At 48.1% G+C, this 16,152-nt stretch carries 18 protein-coding genes and 3 tRNA genes; 12 read left to right on the top strand and 9 right to left on the bottom strand.

The annotated features are described in order from the left end of the window. Positions 1–195 precede the first annotated feature (195 nt). The gene (locus N7E73_RS11720; protein WP_432734932.1) at positions 196–648 is read right to left on the bottom strand and encodes a GNAT family N-acetyltransferase; all 453 of its coding nucleotides are present in this window, start codon (positions 646–648) and stop codon (positions 196–198) included. Then, positions 645–1,886: a glycosyltransferase family 2 protein gene (locus N7E73_RS11715; protein WP_432734931.1), complete on the bottom strand. Its 1,242-nt coding sequence runs from the start codon at positions 1,884–1,886 to the stop codon at positions 645–647. Before N7E73_RS11715 ends, N7E73_RS11720 begins: the two co-directional genes overlap by 4 nt. A gap of 170 nt (positions 1,887–2,056) precedes the next feature. Here N7E73_RS11715 and N7E73_RS11710 point away from each other — a divergent pair. From N7E73_RS11710 to N7E73_RS11700, 3 genes are all read left to right on the top strand, one after another. After that, positions 2,057–2,133 (top strand) — tRNA-Asp (locus N7E73_RS11710). A 511-nt stretch (positions 2,134–2,644) separates the two neighbouring features. After that, positions 2,645–3,718 (top strand): hypothetical protein, encoded by a 1,074-nt coding sequence (locus tag N7E73_RS11705; RefSeq protein WP_432734930.1) that lies wholly within the window; start codon positions 2,645–2,647, stop codon positions 3,716–3,718. A gap of 248 nt (positions 3,719–3,966) precedes the next feature. After that, positions 3,967–4,608: a cysteine hydrolase family protein gene (locus N7E73_RS11700; RefSeq protein WP_432734929.1), complete on the top strand. Its 642-nt coding sequence runs from the start codon at positions 3,967–3,969 to the stop codon at positions 4,606–4,608. Positions 4,609–4,796: 188 nt separating this feature from the next. Here the strand turns inward: N7E73_RS11700 and N7E73_RS11695 are convergent, their stop codons facing one another. The 4 genes from N7E73_RS11695 to N7E73_RS11680 form a co-directional block, all read right to left on the bottom strand. After that, positions 4,797–5,867, bottom strand: a complete 1,071-nt coding sequence (locus N7E73_RS11695) for a response regulator (RefSeq protein WP_432734928.1) — start codon at positions 5,865–5,867, stop codon at positions 4,797–4,799. Continuing rightward, entirely contained in the window at positions 5,860–6,261 is a 402-nt protein-coding gene (locus N7E73_RS11690) for a response regulator (protein WP_432734927.1), read from the bottom strand. Before N7E73_RS11690 ends, N7E73_RS11695 begins: the two co-directional genes overlap by 8 nt. Positions 6,262–6,389: 128 nt before the next feature. Beyond that, positions 6,390–8,027: an ATP-binding protein gene (locus tag N7E73_RS11685; RefSeq protein ID WP_432734926.1), complete on the bottom strand. Its 1,638-nt coding sequence runs from the start codon at positions 8,025–8,027 to the stop codon at positions 6,390–6,392. 1 nt (position 8,028) lies between these two features. Continuing rightward, positions 8,029–9,261, bottom strand: a complete 1,233-nt coding sequence (locus N7E73_RS11680; protein ID WP_432734925.1) for an HDOD domain-containing protein — start codon at positions 9,259–9,261, stop codon at positions 8,029–8,031. Between the two features lie 267 nt (positions 9,262–9,528). On the opposite strand from N7E73_RS11680, the gene N7E73_RS11675 reads away from it, so the two are divergent. Beyond that, entirely contained in the window at positions 9,529–9,894 is a 366-nt protein-coding gene (locus N7E73_RS11675; RefSeq protein WP_432734924.1) for a carboxymuconolactone decarboxylase family protein, read from the top strand. A gap of 36 nt (positions 9,895–9,930) precedes the next feature. Here N7E73_RS11675 and N7E73_RS11670 read toward each other — a convergent pair whose 3' ends face one another. Continuing rightward, positions 9,931–10,344, bottom strand: coding sequence for a winged helix-turn-helix transcriptional regulator (locus N7E73_RS11670; protein WP_432734923.1), 414 nt, complete (start codon positions 10,342–10,344; stop codon positions 9,931–9,933). 121 nt (positions 10,345–10,465) lie between these two features. Between N7E73_RS11670 and N7E73_RS11665 the strand changes: the two genes are divergently transcribed. From N7E73_RS11665 to N7E73_RS11630, 8 genes are all read left to right on the top strand, one after another. Then, positions 10,466–11,080, top strand: a complete 615-nt coding sequence (locus tag N7E73_RS11665) for a flavodoxin family protein (protein ID WP_432734922.1) — start codon at positions 10,466–10,468, stop codon at positions 11,078–11,080. Between the two features lie 169 nt (positions 11,081–11,249). Further along, entirely contained in the window at positions 11,250–12,389 is a 1,140-nt protein-coding gene (locus N7E73_RS11660) for a sensor histidine kinase (protein ID WP_432734921.1), read from the top strand. Between the two features lie 32 nt (positions 12,390–12,421). Further along, positions 12,422–12,778 carry an STAS/SEC14 domain-containing protein gene (locus N7E73_RS11655; RefSeq protein ID WP_432734920.1) on the top strand — a complete coding sequence of 119 codons (357 nt, stop codon included), beginning with the start codon at positions 12,422–12,424 and terminating at the stop codon, positions 12,776–12,778. A gap of 69 nt (positions 12,779–12,847) precedes the next feature. Beyond that, a tRNA-Val gene (locus N7E73_RS11650) sits at positions 12,848–12,923 on the top strand. A 40-nt stretch (positions 12,924–12,963) separates the two neighbouring features. Further along, positions 12,964–13,040, top strand: a tRNA-Asp gene (locus tag N7E73_RS11645). An 804-nt stretch (positions 13,041–13,844) separates the two neighbouring features. Beyond that, a complete protein-coding gene (locus N7E73_RS11640) occupies positions 13,845–14,372 on the top strand; it encodes a hypothetical protein (protein WP_432734919.1) in 528 nt (175 codons plus the stop codon). A 26-nt stretch (positions 14,373–14,398) separates the two neighbouring features. Then, a complete protein-coding gene (locus tag N7E73_RS11635; protein WP_432734918.1) occupies positions 14,399–14,752 on the top strand; it encodes a DUF3024 domain-containing protein in 354 nt (117 codons plus the stop codon). 216 nt (positions 14,753–14,968) lie between these two features. Further along, entirely contained in the window at positions 14,969–15,265 is a 297-nt protein-coding gene (locus N7E73_RS11630; protein WP_432734917.1) for a type II toxin-antitoxin system RelB/DinJ family antitoxin, read from the top strand. A gap of 50 nt (positions 15,266–15,315) precedes the next feature. Here the strand turns inward: N7E73_RS11630 and N7E73_RS11625 are convergent, their stop codons facing one another. Further along, complete coding sequence (locus N7E73_RS11625; RefSeq protein WP_432734916.1) at positions 15,316–15,627, bottom strand: putative quinol monooxygenase; 312 nt, start codon at positions 15,625–15,627, stop codon at positions 15,316–15,318. 33 nt (positions 15,628–15,660) lie between these two features. Beyond that, on the bottom strand, positions 15,661–16,140 hold the full coding sequence (locus N7E73_RS11620; RefSeq protein WP_432738865.1) for a helix-turn-helix domain-containing protein: 480 nt from the start codon (positions 16,138–16,140) through the stop codon (positions 15,661–15,663). Positions 16,141–16,152: the final 12 nt, after the last annotated feature.

Raw genomic sequence — 16,152 nt, 5'->3', positions numbered from 1 at the left:
GTCATAGAGATTAACCGTGGATGCTACGTTAAAATACATTTACTCGTAAATGAATCTATTGAAATATATAATTCAGAAAGTCCTCATCGTAGCTTGAAAAGGAAGACACAACCACAAATACACGAGCATGACTGTAGGAGAATCCCCCACAGTCATGTTGTAAACCGAACAACCCCCAATCTATTTCAGGACGGCTCACAGACCTTTTTCCAGAACAGCCTGTTCCTTCCGCTGTATGAAGCCGGCCCTGGCATAAAACCTGATAGCCCCTTCGCGTTTGTTGTTGCTTCGCACCCTTAGACGAACCAACCCCTGCTCCCTAGCCCAGCCTTCAACAGCTGTGACCAGCATCGCGCCGACTCCCGCACTCCGGCAGCTCTCATGCACGACCAGACTGACCAGCTCGGCAAATTCTCCTTCGGCAAGACGCTGCTCCCTTGCAGCCTGCACACAACCGACGACTGCTCCGCCCGCCGTCACCGCGACTAATTCCTCCCCTCCGGCCATTCTTATCTGTCTGACACGCACGGCAACTTCGGCAACAGGGACCGTATACCCAAGCTGCCCCATCAGTACACAGACTGCCTCAGCATCATCGTCTGCAAAACGTCTAATACAGACAGATGCGGCAAATGTATCACTAGTCATATTCTCTCCGTCATGCCTGCCCGCCCATCCATCCAGCGTTGGTAAATTGCGGTCAGCTCACCGTCATTGTTTGCTTTTGCCCAATCGAGCACATTCTCCGCCTGCACCTGCAAGCTTCTGGAATCAGACATGGCTTGCCGGATTCCGGCGGCTTTTCCTGCGGCCTGCCGTGCCCATTCAGCCTTTCCAGCCTTCTCCGAAATAACGGCCAGCCGCTCCAAACGATCCGGGTCAGGAAACAGGGTAGCCCCGTACAGCAGGAACTCGGCGGCATCGCCAGTACACCCTGCAGTCAGACAGAGGACGGAAATTTTCTCATAACCGTATTCCCACAAGGGATGCTCTTCAAGTGCGGATCGAATCTCGCTTTCAGTGGACAACGTATCTAGATCAGCAAACTTCCCTTCACCATTTTCGCGAATGACCATTTCCAGCCACGGGGTCAATTCACAAACAAAACCATCGTCCAGAGCAATGCGGTGCAGGTCCGGCTTGAAACAACCGGCACAGCGGCTGTTCACAAGCTTCATGTTCTCCCGGTCGAACCGGTTACGCCCCGGAGTCATGCTGGCCCAATGGAGCACTGTACTGCTGTTTTCCTGCACCAGCCTGCCCCCTGCCCGACGTATGCGGCAGCACAGGTCCATATCCTCGAAACCGTTGGCGTATTCGGGGAAAAAGCCGTCCAGACCGTTGAAAACCGCGGACGGAACCATCAGGGCAGCACCGCTTAAAGCCTGAAATTTGCGTTTCCTGCGCACCAAAGCATGTCCGCCGGGAAACATGAAATAGGGATGTCGCACCCCAAGGCTGCCGCTATAGCCGATACCAAGATACTGCACCCGGCCATTGTCCGGGAACAGGCACAAAGGACTTGCCGCCATTACTCCGGGATCACCCCTGAAAACTTCCAGAAGCGGCCCGAACCAGCCCTTGGTCAGCAGGGTATCGTTATTGAGAAAAAACAGCAGCTCGCCACCGGCATTCGCTGCTCCGAGGTTACAGGCCGGTCCGAAATTGATATTCTCCTCCACTCGCACGAACCTGAATCTTTCCCCGAATAGCTTACGTCCGAAATCTTCGCATTCCACCGGCGTTGAATCAGTTGAACCGTTATCAACAACAATGACCTCGAAAAATCCACCCGGAGTATTCTCGCGAAGGCTTTTGAGACAGCGGGAGGTCATTTCCCAAAGGTTCAGCACTGGAATTATGATTGAAAGATGCGGTTTTTTCATACCCTGATGAATATAAGAAGATTCGGAAATGATCAAATATGCTGAAGTTTTTCTGCCTCGAGCAGCATTATATATAATTCAAAACATTATCATTGCGAATGAGCGCCGGATTCCATAGAAGTCTTTCAACAAATGCACTTAAGCGGAGCTTAACCCGCTTAAATATATGCGGAGCCGTAGTTAAGTTGGTTATAACGCCGGCCTGTCACGCCGGAGGGCGAGGGTTCAAGTCCCTTCGGCTTCGCCACTTTTTAAGAGAAAGGCATCAATCGTGAGATTGATGCCTTTCTCTTTTTGTGAATTGTAAAAAATTGACCGCACATATTCCTTGAGCGCGGCATTTATTTTATCTTGCAATACCAACAGTTAGAACCTGCACTTCCCCACATCCTCCGATTAACAACTTTTCTCCAACTGAATTTGTTCGCGGCGCTTATTGTGTCAATTTAACCATATATTACGCCGACTATACTTAGCAGCGTTCTACAGCTTATCTTAAAACGAAACAGATTTCACGCGCCATTTAACATCTTAATTTATATCACTATTTTTAGCTATCCAATATGAACACCGTATCATTATTCAACTTGAGGCAGTGAATGAACGCCCTGGGCGGCATTTGTAATCTCTTGGCATTTCTACTGCCCAGAAAGAACACGGGACAACGATGACCGGCAAATACAAGCAGTTTTTAAGAGCGACTAACTGGTGGAAACAGAACAGGGCTGAGTTTTCCCACTTGGTATATGGAGTGACAGATGGATATGATACTTGGCGACTTAATAAAATTTAATGAGTCCCTGGATTCAAAAATAGATACAGAAAAATTGGATGAGGAATTCATCACTTCAAAACAGGTCGTGCTGGAGGGCATATCAAAAAATTCCGATGTCAGGCATCTCCCTTTTATTGCATTAAGCTATGCGAAATTAATGGAATTGACCGTTTTATTGACTGGCACGTATGCTGACAATTGCCAAACCGTGGAGTTTGGAAATCTTGTGGCAAATCCCAGACACATTGACGTTTGCATCCTGAATGCGAGATTAATAAGAGAAGATTACGGCATCACTGACAGCATGCCGCTGTGGTTCAAAAAACAAGTACATGAACGTATTGACAGCCAATACTCTGAAGATCTTGGAAGAATGGTTGTTGACCCATCGTTGTTATTTCATTTTATTGAAAAAGGTCTGCTGCTGGGCATTGTAAAAAAAGAAAGACATTCTAGATTAAGCGATCAGTTCCGGGATTGCATTTCAGATGCTGCTCAGTTTGCATTTTCAAATTATATTGAAGAGAGCCACACCCCGGCACAAGTGATTGACTGCGGATGCGGATGGAGCGTGAATCTTGATGTTGCATCCTGGCTTGCCGGCAACACAGTATTGAATATAGTTAAAGGCCCACTAAAAACCGACCTTATAAATGTGTTGAGTGAAGTCATGGCAGCGGATTACCTGAAAGCAATTAATAAAAAATTTGAAAAAGCACATAATTCTCTAAGCTATGTGAATATGGGAAGAAAAAATTTTGCCAATTATCCATATGAGGAAGAGGTGCCCATCGCAGAGTGGGATGATATAAATAACACCTTGTGCCATTTCAAACTGGACGGTTATGGTATGATTCAGTCAGAACTAGATAAGGCCCTTTCCAATCCGTGCTACAAAAGCCCCTTTTTAAACGAGTTGCTGTATCCCTATCAGGAAACAATACACGACTCGAAAACTATCACAAAATATAACCCTTATAAAATTGGTTTTACCCACAAGCCCGTTGTGCCCCGCCTTAAGGATGTGGTAAACGAGCCGACATTTTTCACGAACTGAAATCTCACTGGTTAATGCATACAAATGCTTCATGAATTATCAGTTGTTCGGACAAAAACGTCATGCCGTACTCCGTAAAGCATGCCAGCCCCTAGACGGTTGCGACTCGTAAGCTTCAGGTTCTTTTTCTGGCCATCAGCTGTTCGGGTATACTACTCCATCCAATTTCAACGCCCCCTAGCGCACAAACTCCCTAATGTGGTATTCAAACGGTGAGCCCCAGCACCCTTACCCGTCAGGAGACAGACATGGCAAAATCAGCTTTTCGGACCGGCATAATGTTTCTTATGCTTATCGCCGCATCAGCCGGTTACGCGTGGGCATACGACGATGTAGTAACTTTGTGGTCGGAAGCGAAAACACCGGCCCCGCCGGAACTGGCGGAAGTGACTGTAATCCCTGCCGACACAGCCTTTTTCATTCTGGATATTGAGGAGCTGACCTGCAACAAGGACCGTAGACCGCGCTGCCTTGAAACGGTTCCCCGCATAGCCAAGTTTCTGCAACGCGCCCGCGCCGCAGGCATGCCTGTGGCCTACAGCCTGACAACACGGGGTACGGCGGACACAATTCTGGAGGAAGTCAAGCCGAGCGGAGGCGAAACAATCGTTAACGCCAGCGTAAACAAATTTTACGGAACCACACTGGATGAATTCCTTACCAAGAATGGAATCAAACAGGTGATCGTCTGCGGTACGGCTGCGCACGGAGCGGTTATGCACACGGCAACAGCAATCGGTCAGCGCAAACTCAAACTGATTCTCCCTGTGGACGGCCTTTCGGCAGCAGACCTTTACACCGAACAGGCCGCAGTACAGCTTTTGAAAACCGGTCCGGGCACCCGCAGGAATATCGCGATTACAAGATTTGATATGATCAGGATCAAATAACCCGACGCGCCGCCAGAAGGGAACTTCGGACCTCGACAGATCGCCAGGCGCAGGCGCTTTACGCCCTTACCCTGATCCGCCATACTCCGTATCAACTGCACGAGAATACCTGACGAATCGAAACCACAAAAAAAGGCAGCCCGGAATTATTCCGGGCTGCCTTATCTAGCTTATTCAAAAAACGTCTTCTATTCCGGTGCAATAATCCTGAATCTTACCAATTGTCTGCGCAGCTCATCAAATCCGACCGGCTTGACCAGATATGAATCGGCCCCGCATTCATACATGGCCTTGAGCATGGTTTTATCGTCACTCATTGTGCTGGCGATGAAAATTTTGGATTCGCATGCAAAAGAATCCACATTCTTGCTCCGCTCTATCTGGCGGATGGCCTTGCATGCTTGCAAGCCATCTATGTTAGGCATCATCACGTCCATAATTATCAGGTCGAAATGCGGACTCTGCCCGACATAACTTTCGGTGACAGCCTGAATGGCCTCAACCCCGTCCTTGGCGACATAGCAGGGCATATATCTGGATAGAAATGACACAAAAACCTTGCGGGTGGCAAAATCATCATCAACAATCAGGGCCGTAGGGTTAACCCGCAAAGGGCAAACCCTCCCGCTGGCAACGTATGATTCAACGGAAACCGAATATGCCTTCTGCTGCCCGACTGTACGCCGGAACTCTTCTTCAAGCCGGAGAAGATCTTCATCCTCACTCTTCCCTTCAGAAAATTCCTCAGCATCTGCCTTGCGTCCAAAGTTTTCCTGCGGTTCATCCTTCCCGACCGGCAGTTCAGGCTCAACAGGATGCTCAGCGGCTGGAACAGGTTGTTCCTCCGCTACGACAGGCTCAGATATTGCGGAATCAGGCGCAAGATCCTTCAGCAGGACGTATCCGCGGCTGTAATCAATATTGTCCGACCCTTTAGCCGTAATGTTTTCAAACGCATCCTCAATGAGGTCGAAACTCCTGAGCAGTACGTTGATGACCTGTTTGTCTACAACCCTCTGGCCTGATCTTATATCTGAACAGGCATCCTCCACCTTGTGCACAAACTCGGAAAGGGCCATAAGTCCGAACATGGAAGCGTTGCCTTTAATACTGTGCAGGGCTCGGAAAATACGGGCTACAGACTCATGATCGCCTCCCTGCTCGAGATTGAGAACATCCTGAACAGCAAGTTCAGTCGCTTCCCGACACTCAGAAACAAACTCAAGCAGGAACAAATCCAGATCGAATCCATCACTCATTTATTATACCCAGCTCCCTGAGCTTGGCCGTCATGGCCTCTACAGTAAAAGGTTTTACGATATAATCAGTTGCTTCACTTTTGTTGAATGCCTTGAACACGGTCTTAACATCCGAAAGGGCCGTTGCCATTATAATTCTGGATTCACCTGCCGGGGGCACTTTAAACCCCCGCTCAATCTCCCTGATCTCCCTTGCAGCCTCCAGCCCGTCCTTGCCGGGCATCATTATATCCATGAACACAACATGATAGGGCTCTCCCTGTTCAATTGCGTCCCTGAAAACTTCAATGGCCTCAACTCCGTTCACTGCAATATCAACTTCGCCGAATTTCCTGAGAAAGAACTGCAAAAAATTTCTTGAGGCAAAATCATCCTCGGCAACTAGTATTTTCATCGCATCCTCACTAGCATACAAATCTCTGGATACAAATTATAAGATCGACGCACCATACATATCCCAACCATGAAAGAAGCACTCAACTCAGGACAATTTACAATGTAAAGCTAAATAGTCCAAACAATTCAGTCTGCATGCAGTGGCAGTTCCACAAAAACAGTTGTCCCTTCCTCGCTGGAACTTTCAAAACCAATTCCGCCGCCCATTGTTTCCGCGATAAGCCGGGCCGAATAGGTGCCAAGCCCGGTTCCCCCGGCTTTGTCAGCCGTGACATACTTATCAAAAAATTTTTTCCGTATGGTGTCAGGCACCGCCCCCATATTGTGAATTTTCAACACGAAAACATCTTCTTTCCTCAATACATCAACTGTCACTGCCGCTTGTGAGGGGGAGGCTTCAACGGAATTCTTAAGCAGATTGGCGAGCAGAGAATACATAAGTAATTCATCACAGGGAACCGAAAACGCAAAATCCGCCGCAACTTCAGCGCCTTCAAATCTGATTATGAATCCAAGATTTTTCCAGCCGGCATATTCCTGCAGATCCTTGGTCACAGCTCGGATAATTCCATAGATGTCGGTTTCAGAGGGGCGATACCCATAGGTGCCGGTTTCCATCTTATACAGGTCAAGCGAGAGGTTGATCATGTTCAGGAGCTTGTAGCCGGCACCTTTGATATGCTCCAGGATCTCTCTCTGTGAGTCGTCCAGCACATCATACAGATCCATCAGCAGCACATCTGGAAGACCGATAATTCCGTTCAGCGGTCCTTTAAGATCATGCCGCATTATCCGGTCCACGTCCTCCTTCAGGTCAGCCAGCTTCTTCTGCTCGGAAATGTCGATGAAATTTTCCACCATATGCAGCCTGCCGCCGATCATGACCTTGCTGACAGCTTTCTGAATATACAATCTTGTCCCATCAGGTCTGACAATGACAGACTCACAGATATTTTCTTCCTTCCCCAAGTTCGTTATAGGGCACTCTCCTCTGCGGGACGAACTGACGACTCCAAAACATTCCCGGCCGATAAGTTCATCCCAGCTTAACCCCATCATATTAAGTGCCATAGGATTGGCGTCCACAATCTTATGCGTTGCGGCCTCAATAACCAGAATACCGGCCTGCATACCGTTCATGGCAACATTCATTCGATCATAGGCGTCCAGCAGCTCCTGCGTACGCTTCTGTACCTTGCGCTCAAGCTCCTGACTGTGATTACGCATGAGGGCATGTGTTTCAAGGTTCTCAATGGCATTCACGGCTGACAGCATTACCACAGAAAACAGCTTCAGAGTCGTATCCAGAATATCCTCCTTACTCTGGAACATCTGCCCGACAAACATCCCCCTGACCCGAAACGGAGAAGACAGGGCATGAAGCAGGATATAGTTGTTTCGCGTAGAATCCAGAAAAAACACCGGTCCGTCCGACTGCAAAGCATAGGCAAATGACTGGTCGCTTATAAGCCCGCTGACCTCGCGCTCAAGAAACTCTCCGGCATGGGAAGGCAACACCGCTGTCTGAATGAAATCCTGCGTATCGTTATCCACCAGATACACCGCGCAGGACTGAAACGGAATCATCCTGTCGGCACGGACACAGATTTCGATAAGCAGATCCTGAAGCGAAGGCTGCTGCGAAAAGGCTGCAAAAGCACCCAGCTCACGAGCCATATCAAGAGCTTCAAGTGCCGCGGCTTTCTCTTCCTGCAACGTATGAATCTGCTGCCGCTGAAAATTGATCAGTAACTTGTCATCCACATCAGCCCCCGAAAATGGTGAGAATGTCAGCAATCTGCCGCTGCGCCTTGAGCATGGTAGTTGCGATGGCACCTTCCTGCAGATTCAATATATCCCAGGCTCCGGGATAGGGAGCATGAACATATTCGACACCGTTCGATCCATACTGCATACCGATTGCCATAAGATCCCCGATGGAGCAGATGGCCGACTCCATGGACAGATTCTTACCGGCCCCGCCGTGATGCCCGGCCACACCGGAAATAAGCGAATGCGGGAAATTCCATAGCCGGAACAATTCCTGTGAAAGGTCGCAATGGTCAAAGCCGAAGACCATCCTTTCAGCTTCACACGGACTCACCCCGTGATGTCGGGCGATCATAAAAACCCTGAGCGTCTCCTCCGGAGCCTGCTGCAACATCACCAGCCGCCCCAGATCATGAAGCATCCCGACAACAAAGCAGGTATCCTGTGATGTTCCGGGCTCCTGGGAGGACAGGATGCGGCAGAAGACAGCACAGGACAGAGAATGTTTCCAGAAATCGGCCATACTGAAATACTTGCTGTCCAGCCCTCTGAAAGAGTCCATAACCGAGACACTGAGAGCAAGCTGGCTCAACCCGCTGGTTCCCACAAGGGAAACTGCCCTGCTCAATGATTCCACATGGTTGCTGAAACCGTAGAGAGGACTGTTGACCAGACTGATCAGCCGGGCACTCAGTCCGGAATCCTTGGAAATAATGTCGGCAAGTGTGCTTGAGGTTGAACTTGGATTGTTAAGGGCATCCATGATCTTGTAATAGATATCCGGAAACGAACTCAACCGCACTCCGCTATCAAGAAAAGCTCCCGCATCGGCAAACAGCGGGGAACTCGGGATTTCCGCGCCCTTCTCATTCAGTGCCGGTTCAGCAGGCAATTTTCCCGACTCAGCAAGTTTTTTCGCATAACTCTTCACACACGCCTGCCTGAATGCAGGCATGGGATCAATACTCATGTCCGCATGCCTGAACAGGACTTCAGCATGCTCAGCAGCCAGTTCCAGAAAGGCATCATCAGCGCCGTTCTCACCGTCTCCGGCATCGACCCCGGCACCGGCATAAATTTCAACTTCGCTGACACCCCATATATTGAACACGCGCAGGTGCTGATCCTCCAGAACTGTCCCGCCTGGCAGCAGTAACCGGCCATTGGATCCTTTAACATCTGCGGCAAGCTGCATTCCCGGCTTTAAATCGGCAATAAAGACTTTCATATTCACTCCGAAAAGTTAAGCTGGTAACTCTATTTTGCAACAATAACCCAGCCGGTAAGAATTCAAAAGAAAAACGTACATCGACTGCGCATAGAACTGCAGCTCAATGCAAAAAATTATTTTTATCGTACTTTACGGGTATTTCTGCCTTTGTCTGCGTTATTGTCACCACCCCACCAGTCGCACCTGTTGCCTTTTTCTCCGAAATTGTACAGGTTGAAATTTCAGCCGCCAGTACAGAAACGACTTCCAACAGGAGTTCAGGTTTTGAGTGATTCCATTTTGAAATATGAAGAAAGAATGTGGGAACTGTTCAAGGTGTCTCAGGCAGAAATGCCCGATCTCAACGAAGCGTATTCCCGGCATGTGAAAGAAGTCGCCTTCGGAGAAGGCGTGCTGGCGCAGAAGACAAAGCGCCTGATCGCACTTGCCGTTGCGGTTCAGGCAGGCTGCAGGGACGGTATGGTTTCCCAGACATCCAAAGCGTTGGATGCCGGAGCTACAGTGCCAGAGATCTTCGAAGCCTGTCAGGTTGCAATCGGCATGGGCGGTTCTCTGGCCTGGAGCAAATCGCTCATTGTAGCCGAATACCTTCTGGAGCGGGGACTTATCTCTTCCGACAACGAAGACTGAGCTTATGTATTCAGGGGCACCCAGCTGCCCCTGAATCTATTCCTTTTCAAAAGGACTCTGCAAGCTTTCATACTCATCCGGGTCAAACACAAGTTCTCCGCCGCCAAGATGCCTTTCATACTCGATTCCCCATTCTCGCAATGACAGAAGAATGGGAAGCAGCTTTTTCCCGATGTCCGTAAGCGAATATTCCACCCTGGGCGGAACTTCCGGGTAGGCCTTCCTGAAGACCACACCGTCATCCTCAAGTTCCTTGAGCTGCCTTACCAGCATACGTTCCGATATTCCGTCCAGAGTACGCCTGAGCTCTCCGTACCTGAGCACCTTGCAGCGGGCCAGATGATAGACAATTATCGGTTTCCACTTCCCGCCTAAAACCTGAAGGCTTAGCTCAAAAAAACAGCGGTATTCCTTGTTTCCGATTTTCTTTGCCGGACATTTTCTGATCATATGTTCTCCATTCCTTACACCGATGTAAGCAGCAGTCTTTTTTGTAAGTAATTGTAATTATATTTCTACATGCTAAAGTCGTCTCAAATATTCATATAGCCAACACACAAAGGAGACCATCATGTATGTAGTTGCAGTTAACGGAAGCCCGCGCAAGGGTGGTAACACAGAAATAATGCTTGAAGAAGCCCTTAAACCGCTCAAGTCAGCAGGCTGGGAAACCGAACTGGTCCAGCTCGGATCAAAAAGGATCAGGGGCTGCATGGCCTGCGGTAAATGCTGGGAGAACAAAGACAGCAGATGCATTGTCGACAATGACGTATTCAATGAAGTCATGGAAACAATGCTCCGGGCCGATGCCATAATCCTCGGCTCGCCCACGTACTTCACCGATGTATCGGCTGAAATGAAAGCCCTGCTGGACCGCTCCGGCATGGTTGCCCTTGCGAACGGACGCCTTTTCCGCGGCAAAATCGGTGCGGCTGTTGTTGCTGTAAGACGCGGCGGAGGCACGCACGTCTTCGACACCATAAACCACATGTACCTGATGTCCCAGATGATCGTGCCCGGCTCCCTGTATTGGAACCTCGGCATGGGACTTGATAAGGGCGACGTGAACAATGACTCCGAAGGACTTGGAAACATGAAAAACCTCGGAGAAACCATAGCCTGGCTCGGCGCAGCGATGAAACCTCACCTGCAATCATTTCCCGAAGACAACGCCTTTTTCGGATAACCATCCACCGCAACACCGGTCGCCCATGAAGCGGCCGTTGTTGTTTTCGGCAGAGCCGATGACCGGAGATCCGTCAACAGCTTTGCAGTTCGCCAAAATTAGGTTATCAAGATTAGACCAAAGATAACACCAAGCAACGTCCAGAAAAAAACAATCGCAGAGGAATTCAATGAAGAGCCCTCTCCCGACAGACTTTGCTCAGGCCGAACGTGCAGAGACCGCTGAAATCATTCAGGCTGCCCGAGAATTAAAGGGCAACCCCATGACGGCATTATTCAATGCCATCCCTGTCCCATTGCTGGTGATAAACTCATCCCGCCAGATCGTTTTCTGCAATGCAGTATTCCAGTCCACCTCAGTCTTCAAAACCTCCGATGAAATTCTGGGGATGCGTCCGGGAGAAGCCCTTGGATGCATCCATTCCCACGTGCATGAAGGCGGATGCGGTACCAGCAAATTCTGCCGTGACTGCGGAGCGGCATCGGCCATCATTAAATCACTTGAAGGGGAACATGCCACCGAGGAATGTCGAATTCTGCGCGGAAAAAACCTTGAGGAAGAAGCTCTGGACCTGCAGGTGTTTACCTCTCCTTTCAAATTCAACGGCTTTGATTTCATCCTTTTCACGGTTCTGGACATCAGTCACGAGAAGAGACAGCAGAGCCTCGAACGCATATTCTTCCACGATGTCATGAATCTGGTCACAGGACTTAAATATACGGCCCAAATGGTCTGCAAAACAACCACTTCCGGCTTTGTGGAGGACAAATGCCGGGTAATGGATAAAACCATCACTCAGATTGCAGAGGAGATACAGACACAGAAAGCACTGAGTCGGGCCGAAGACGGACAACTGGCCGTACATCCGCAGAAGACTTCCACAGGGGCAATCCTGACCAGAATGCGGGAGATATTCTCCTCGCACACCCTCTGTCAGGATAAATTCATTTCCATATCTGAAAAAAGCGACATTGTTGATTTTGAGACCGATCCGGTAATCCTAAACAGGATACTGGGCAATATGATAAAAAACGCACTGGAAGCTTCAGAAAAAAATTCCGGCATCACTATCGGGGCCGGAGCGCAGGACGGGGAAATACAATTCTGGGTGCACAACGACCACATCATGACCGAAAAGGTCAAACGTCAGATATTTAAACGGTCATTCTCCACCAAGGGACAGGGCCGGGGGTTAGGGACCTACAGTATGAAACTGCTGACCGAGAGTTATCTGAACGGTACGGTTTCATTCAAGTCCTCTCCGGTGACGGGAACCGTTTTCACCATAACCTTGCCAACCAAGGCCTGAACCGATAAGAATTTAATAACAAGGAGTACTCCATGATAGAACTCATCGAAATTGCACCGAAGGTACTGGGGTTGAAAATTGACGGCAAGATCACCGAGCCGGACATGCACAAGATGATAGAGGTGTGCGAAAAGAAACTGCAATCGGTAGAGCGCATCGCCGTGTATGTGGAAGTCATCGACATGGGAGGCATATCCTGGGGCGCACTTATTGAAGACCTGAAGTTCGCCCTGCCCAACTTCAAACGCTTTTCCAAGAAGGCCGTTGTCTCAGATGTCAAATGGCATGAGCCGCTGGCCAAAATCAGCGACAAGCTTTTTCCTTCCATCGAGATACGCCACTTCAATCCAGAAGACAGAGAAAAGGCGATAGCATGGGTGAAAGAATAAAAAATGGAACTTTTTAAAATTTCGTGTTGACAATTCGACCGAGTCTCTTTAGTACTAATTCCTCACTGAGGGCGGATAGCTCAGTTGGGAGAGCATCGGCCTTACAAGCCGAGGGTCACAGGTTCGAGCCCTGTTCCGCCTACCACCTCAGATTATAAGCGTAGCTTAACACGCTTAAAATACGCGGAGCCGTAGTTAAGTTGGTTATAACGCCGGCCTGTCACGCCGGAGGCCGCGAGTTCGAGTCTCGTCGGCTCCGCCACTTTTCAAGAGAAAGGCATCAATCTTATGATTGATGCCTTTTTCTTTTTTGCTAACCATTTCATCGCCCCCTCCTTTGAGATAGAGCCAATTTGATCAGTAGACTATCTGTGCAAAATGCTGATACAGAGCAGGGTGTTAGCGTATACGAAGATGTATACAATAATCTTGCCCCCAAATACTAAAAGGACAATTTGTGAAATGTATGGAGAAGAATGAAATTCCTTTCACATGCCGAATAAGGCCAACAATCCTACCTATACTGAGACTTGAGCTGCTGGCGACTGTGTTTTTTCTCGTTGCGGATTTTTGTGAAACAAAACATGACCTTTGATATAACAATGATTCATGCGTGTGGCCTTATGTTAGCAACCATGACTCCAGTAATACTGTGCATTGCCGTTCTCGGAATACTTGTGAATAAAATTATTGTCGAACCACACAAGGTGTCAGCCCGGAATCCATTTTCAAATAAATACGAATCACTTGATTGGGATGAGATTGTATCGGTCCAGATCAAGAATGTTTTTGGCTATAAATATTATGTATTGTGTTCAGACGTAAGTTCCGTATGGATTCCTATAGAAATTAATGACCAATCGAACTTTATTCATATAGTGGAAGAAAAAACTAACTTAGCGATGCCAACATCTTAATTTTTGGATCTTAAATACAACTCCGTCCAAGAAGGGGACAACGCGAGGCCACCTGATTGCCGAGATCAGGAATGTTATTGTCGGGTTTCAGGAACGGTTGTATGTTGCGGTGTTGGTAGAAATTTAAACCATTTTCATAGGACACAATCATGGTAAAACCAGAACAACAAGGTTCTCTCGACAGTCTTTGTGGAATCTATAGCATCATAAATGCAGTTTGCACATTAACAGGAGAAGAAGCACAACCTATCTTTGAAAAAATAATATTTTATCTTGAAAATAAAGGTCATTTATCAACAGTCCTTACATCAGGAACGAATATTAACATTATGGGAAGCATTCTGAAAGAATTAAACTGTGACGATGTCATCACAAGAAAAATGCCTTTTCGAGGACAGAAAGCAGTGCCTCTTGCGCAGTTCTGGGAATCTATGCAATCTCACCTCTCTTTAAACACTAAAGATAAAAATAGAACATCTATTTTATTATGCCTTGGAAAAACATATGATCACTGGACGATAGTCAGTAGCATCAGTGATAAGAGAATTATGCTTTCTGATTCTGCTAATCTAAAATTTCTTAACAGGACTAATTGTACGACTTCCGAAGATCATCGTATTCGTAGGCAACACATTCTGTATCCTCAATACACTTATTTTTTTCAAACTAAAGACTAGGACAACTCACGATATAGGCAATCATCATGGCATTCAGCGAATTCGAAACATTCAGATACTCAAAAACAATGGAAGACTTCATCAATGAAGCCGGCCCACCGAAAGACATCGCCCATGAACTGAAATGGAAGTATGAAATCAATCCACGCAATCAAAGCGTTGAACTATGTGAAGTTCGCCCATACTTCATGGATGCATCGGAACTTGTCGAGAATCATATCTTCAAGGCAAGATATATCAAAGGTCGCAAGGAATGGCTTATTTACTGGATGAGAGCAGACCTTAAGTGGCACCTTTATGAGCCTGCACCATACGCCGATACTCTTGATGATGTTCTGGGTGTTATCAAGGAAGATGCGCTCTGCTGCTTTTTCGGGTAGCCTGGTATCCCTAACCCTTCTTATATAAATCAAGAAGCATCATGAGTTTGCACTATGTTGGCAAGCAGCCGGTACACCTTCACAACCATCAAGCCAAGTCAGATTCGCCTTTAAACCAGCAAAAAAGACCGAAGCTCCCGCCCCGGCCTTCAATCATAATCATTAGATTTGCCTCCATATCTCAAATGAAATACGCTTCACTTGGAGGACAAAATCATGCCGTCAAAATCAACAATGCTCCATGTAAGGGTTGACCCCGCCTTGAAAGCCGAAGCAGCCGAAGCTCTCTCTGGTGTAGGGCTCAGCCTTTCCGATGCAGTAAGAATCTTATTAACCAGAATCGCCAAAGAGAAAGGTCTGCCAGCAGGCTTAACCTGCACCGAGGAAGAACATGACCGCTGGTTTAGAGCGAAAGTTCAGGCTACACCGGAAGATACCAGACCAACTGTTGATCATAAGAATGTCATAGATCACTTCGCCACTTTCAAAGAAAAAGGGGCCTATCCCGGATAAGCCCCTTCTGAACAACCAGACCTGAACAGTCCAGCCCGAACTAACCGTGCCTACCGGTTGCCATTTTCGGGAACAGACCCGAGAAACGTATACATTTCAACTACCGGATCACTGGCCAAAACCCCTTCAAGATTCTGTACAAGAGACTTGTAGTGCGGAGAAGCCAGATGAGAATCCAGAGCCGCCTGATCCGCATATGTTTCGTAGAAATAAAAATCTCTATCCGAATTCAATGACCGGTGCAGCCTGTATTCCAGTACCCCTTCTTCCTTGGCGGTTTCCGGAATCATGCCTGACAACAGCTTTTCCAGTTCAGCTCCCTTTCCTTCACGAGCCTGAAAAGACGCACTCATATAAATCATGTGAACCTCCATTTAGTTAATGAAGGTCGTCTACTACCCAAGGAGCGGTCGGCTGGTATTGTAAAAATGCGTCATCCGTGTCTCGCCCCCCAGCAGACACGATGGAGAATGCCCGGTGAAGCCATTGAACTCGTGAATGAAATGGGCCTGATCGTAATATCCGTGCGCAAGAACACAATCAAGCATGCTGGCATGGTTGCCTAAAAGAAGATCCCGCACGGTCTGCTGAAACCGGGATAGACACATGAACTGCTTTGGCGTCACCCCGACCCCGTCCTTAAAACGTCTCTGAAACTGCCTGACGCCTAAGCCAACACTTTCAGACACCGATTTCGAGTTCTGGACGGAATGCCCGTAATACAGTCGATTCGTGGCAAAAGAAATCAGCTTATCCTCAACGGACTCGGAAGCCAGATTCTCAAGCAGGAATTCTTCCAATAGAGGCACACGCTCCTCAAATCCTTCAGTCTCCACAATTCGCTCACTGAGAACTGCGGCACTGTTTCCGAACAAATCAACTCCGCC

The sequence above is a fragment of the Maridesulfovibrio sp. FT414 genome (genome assembly GCF_050916235.1).
Taxonomy (GTDB): domain Bacteria; phylum Desulfobacterota; class Desulfovibrionia; order Desulfovibrionales; family Desulfovibrionaceae; genus Maridesulfovibrio.
This window is presented reverse-complemented; position numbering and strand designations above follow the sequence as displayed.

Excerpts from the sequence above, each read along its gene's own strand:
- N7E73_RS11625 (WP_432734916.1), bottom strand. The coding sequence starts at position 15,627 with ATGATTTATATGAGTGCGTCTTTTCAGGCTCGTGAAGGAAAGGGAGCT.
- N7E73_RS11640 (WP_432734919.1), top strand. The coding sequence starts at position 13,845 with ATGGTAAAACCAGAACAACAAGGTTCTCTCGACAGTCTTTGTGGAATC.
- N7E73_RS11670 (WP_432734923.1), bottom strand. The coding sequence starts at position 10,344 with ATGATCAGAAAATGTCCGGCAAAGAAAATCGGAAACAAGGAATACCGC.
- N7E73_RS11720 (WP_432734932.1), bottom strand. The coding sequence starts at position 648 with ATGACTAGTGATACATTTGCCGCATCTGTCTGTATTAGACGTTTTGCA.
- N7E73_RS11665 (WP_432734922.1), top strand. The coding sequence starts at position 10,466 with ATGTATGTAGTTGCAGTTAACGGAAGCCCGCGCAAGGGTGGTAACACA.
- N7E73_RS11630 (WP_432734917.1), top strand. The coding sequence starts at position 14,969 with ATGCCGTCAAAATCAACAATGCTCCATGTAAGGGTTGACCCCGCCTTG.
- N7E73_RS11660 (WP_432734921.1), top strand. The coding sequence starts at position 11,250 with ATGAAGAGCCCTCTCCCGACAGACTTTGCTCAGGCCGAACGTGCAGAG.
- N7E73_RS11715 (WP_432734931.1), bottom strand. The coding sequence starts at position 1,886 with ATGAAAAAACCGCATCTTTCAATCATAATTCCAGTGCTGAACCTTTGG.
- N7E73_RS11655 (WP_432734920.1), top strand. The coding sequence starts at position 12,422 with ATGATAGAACTCATCGAAATTGCACCGAAGGTACTGGGGTTGAAAATT.
- N7E73_RS11635 (WP_432734918.1), top strand. The coding sequence starts at position 14,399 with ATGGCATTCAGCGAATTCGAAACATTCAGATACTCAAAAACAATGGAA.
- N7E73_RS11700 (WP_432734929.1), top strand. The coding sequence starts at position 3,967 with ATGGCAAAATCAGCTTTTCGGACCGGCATAATGTTTCTTATGCTTATC.
- N7E73_RS11680 (WP_432734925.1), bottom strand. The coding sequence starts at position 9,261 with ATGAAAGTCTTTATTGCCGATTTAAAGCCGGGAATGCAGCTTGCCGCA.
- N7E73_RS11705 (WP_432734930.1), top strand. The coding sequence starts at position 2,645 with ATGGATATGATACTTGGCGACTTAATAAAATTTAATGAGTCCCTGGAT.
- N7E73_RS11690 (WP_432734927.1), bottom strand. The coding sequence starts at position 6,261 with ATGAAAATACTAGTTGCCGAGGATGATTTTGCCTCAAGAAATTTTTTG.
- N7E73_RS11695 (WP_432734928.1), bottom strand. The coding sequence starts at position 5,867 with ATGAGTGATGGATTCGATCTGGATTTGTTCCTGCTTGAGTTTGTTTCT.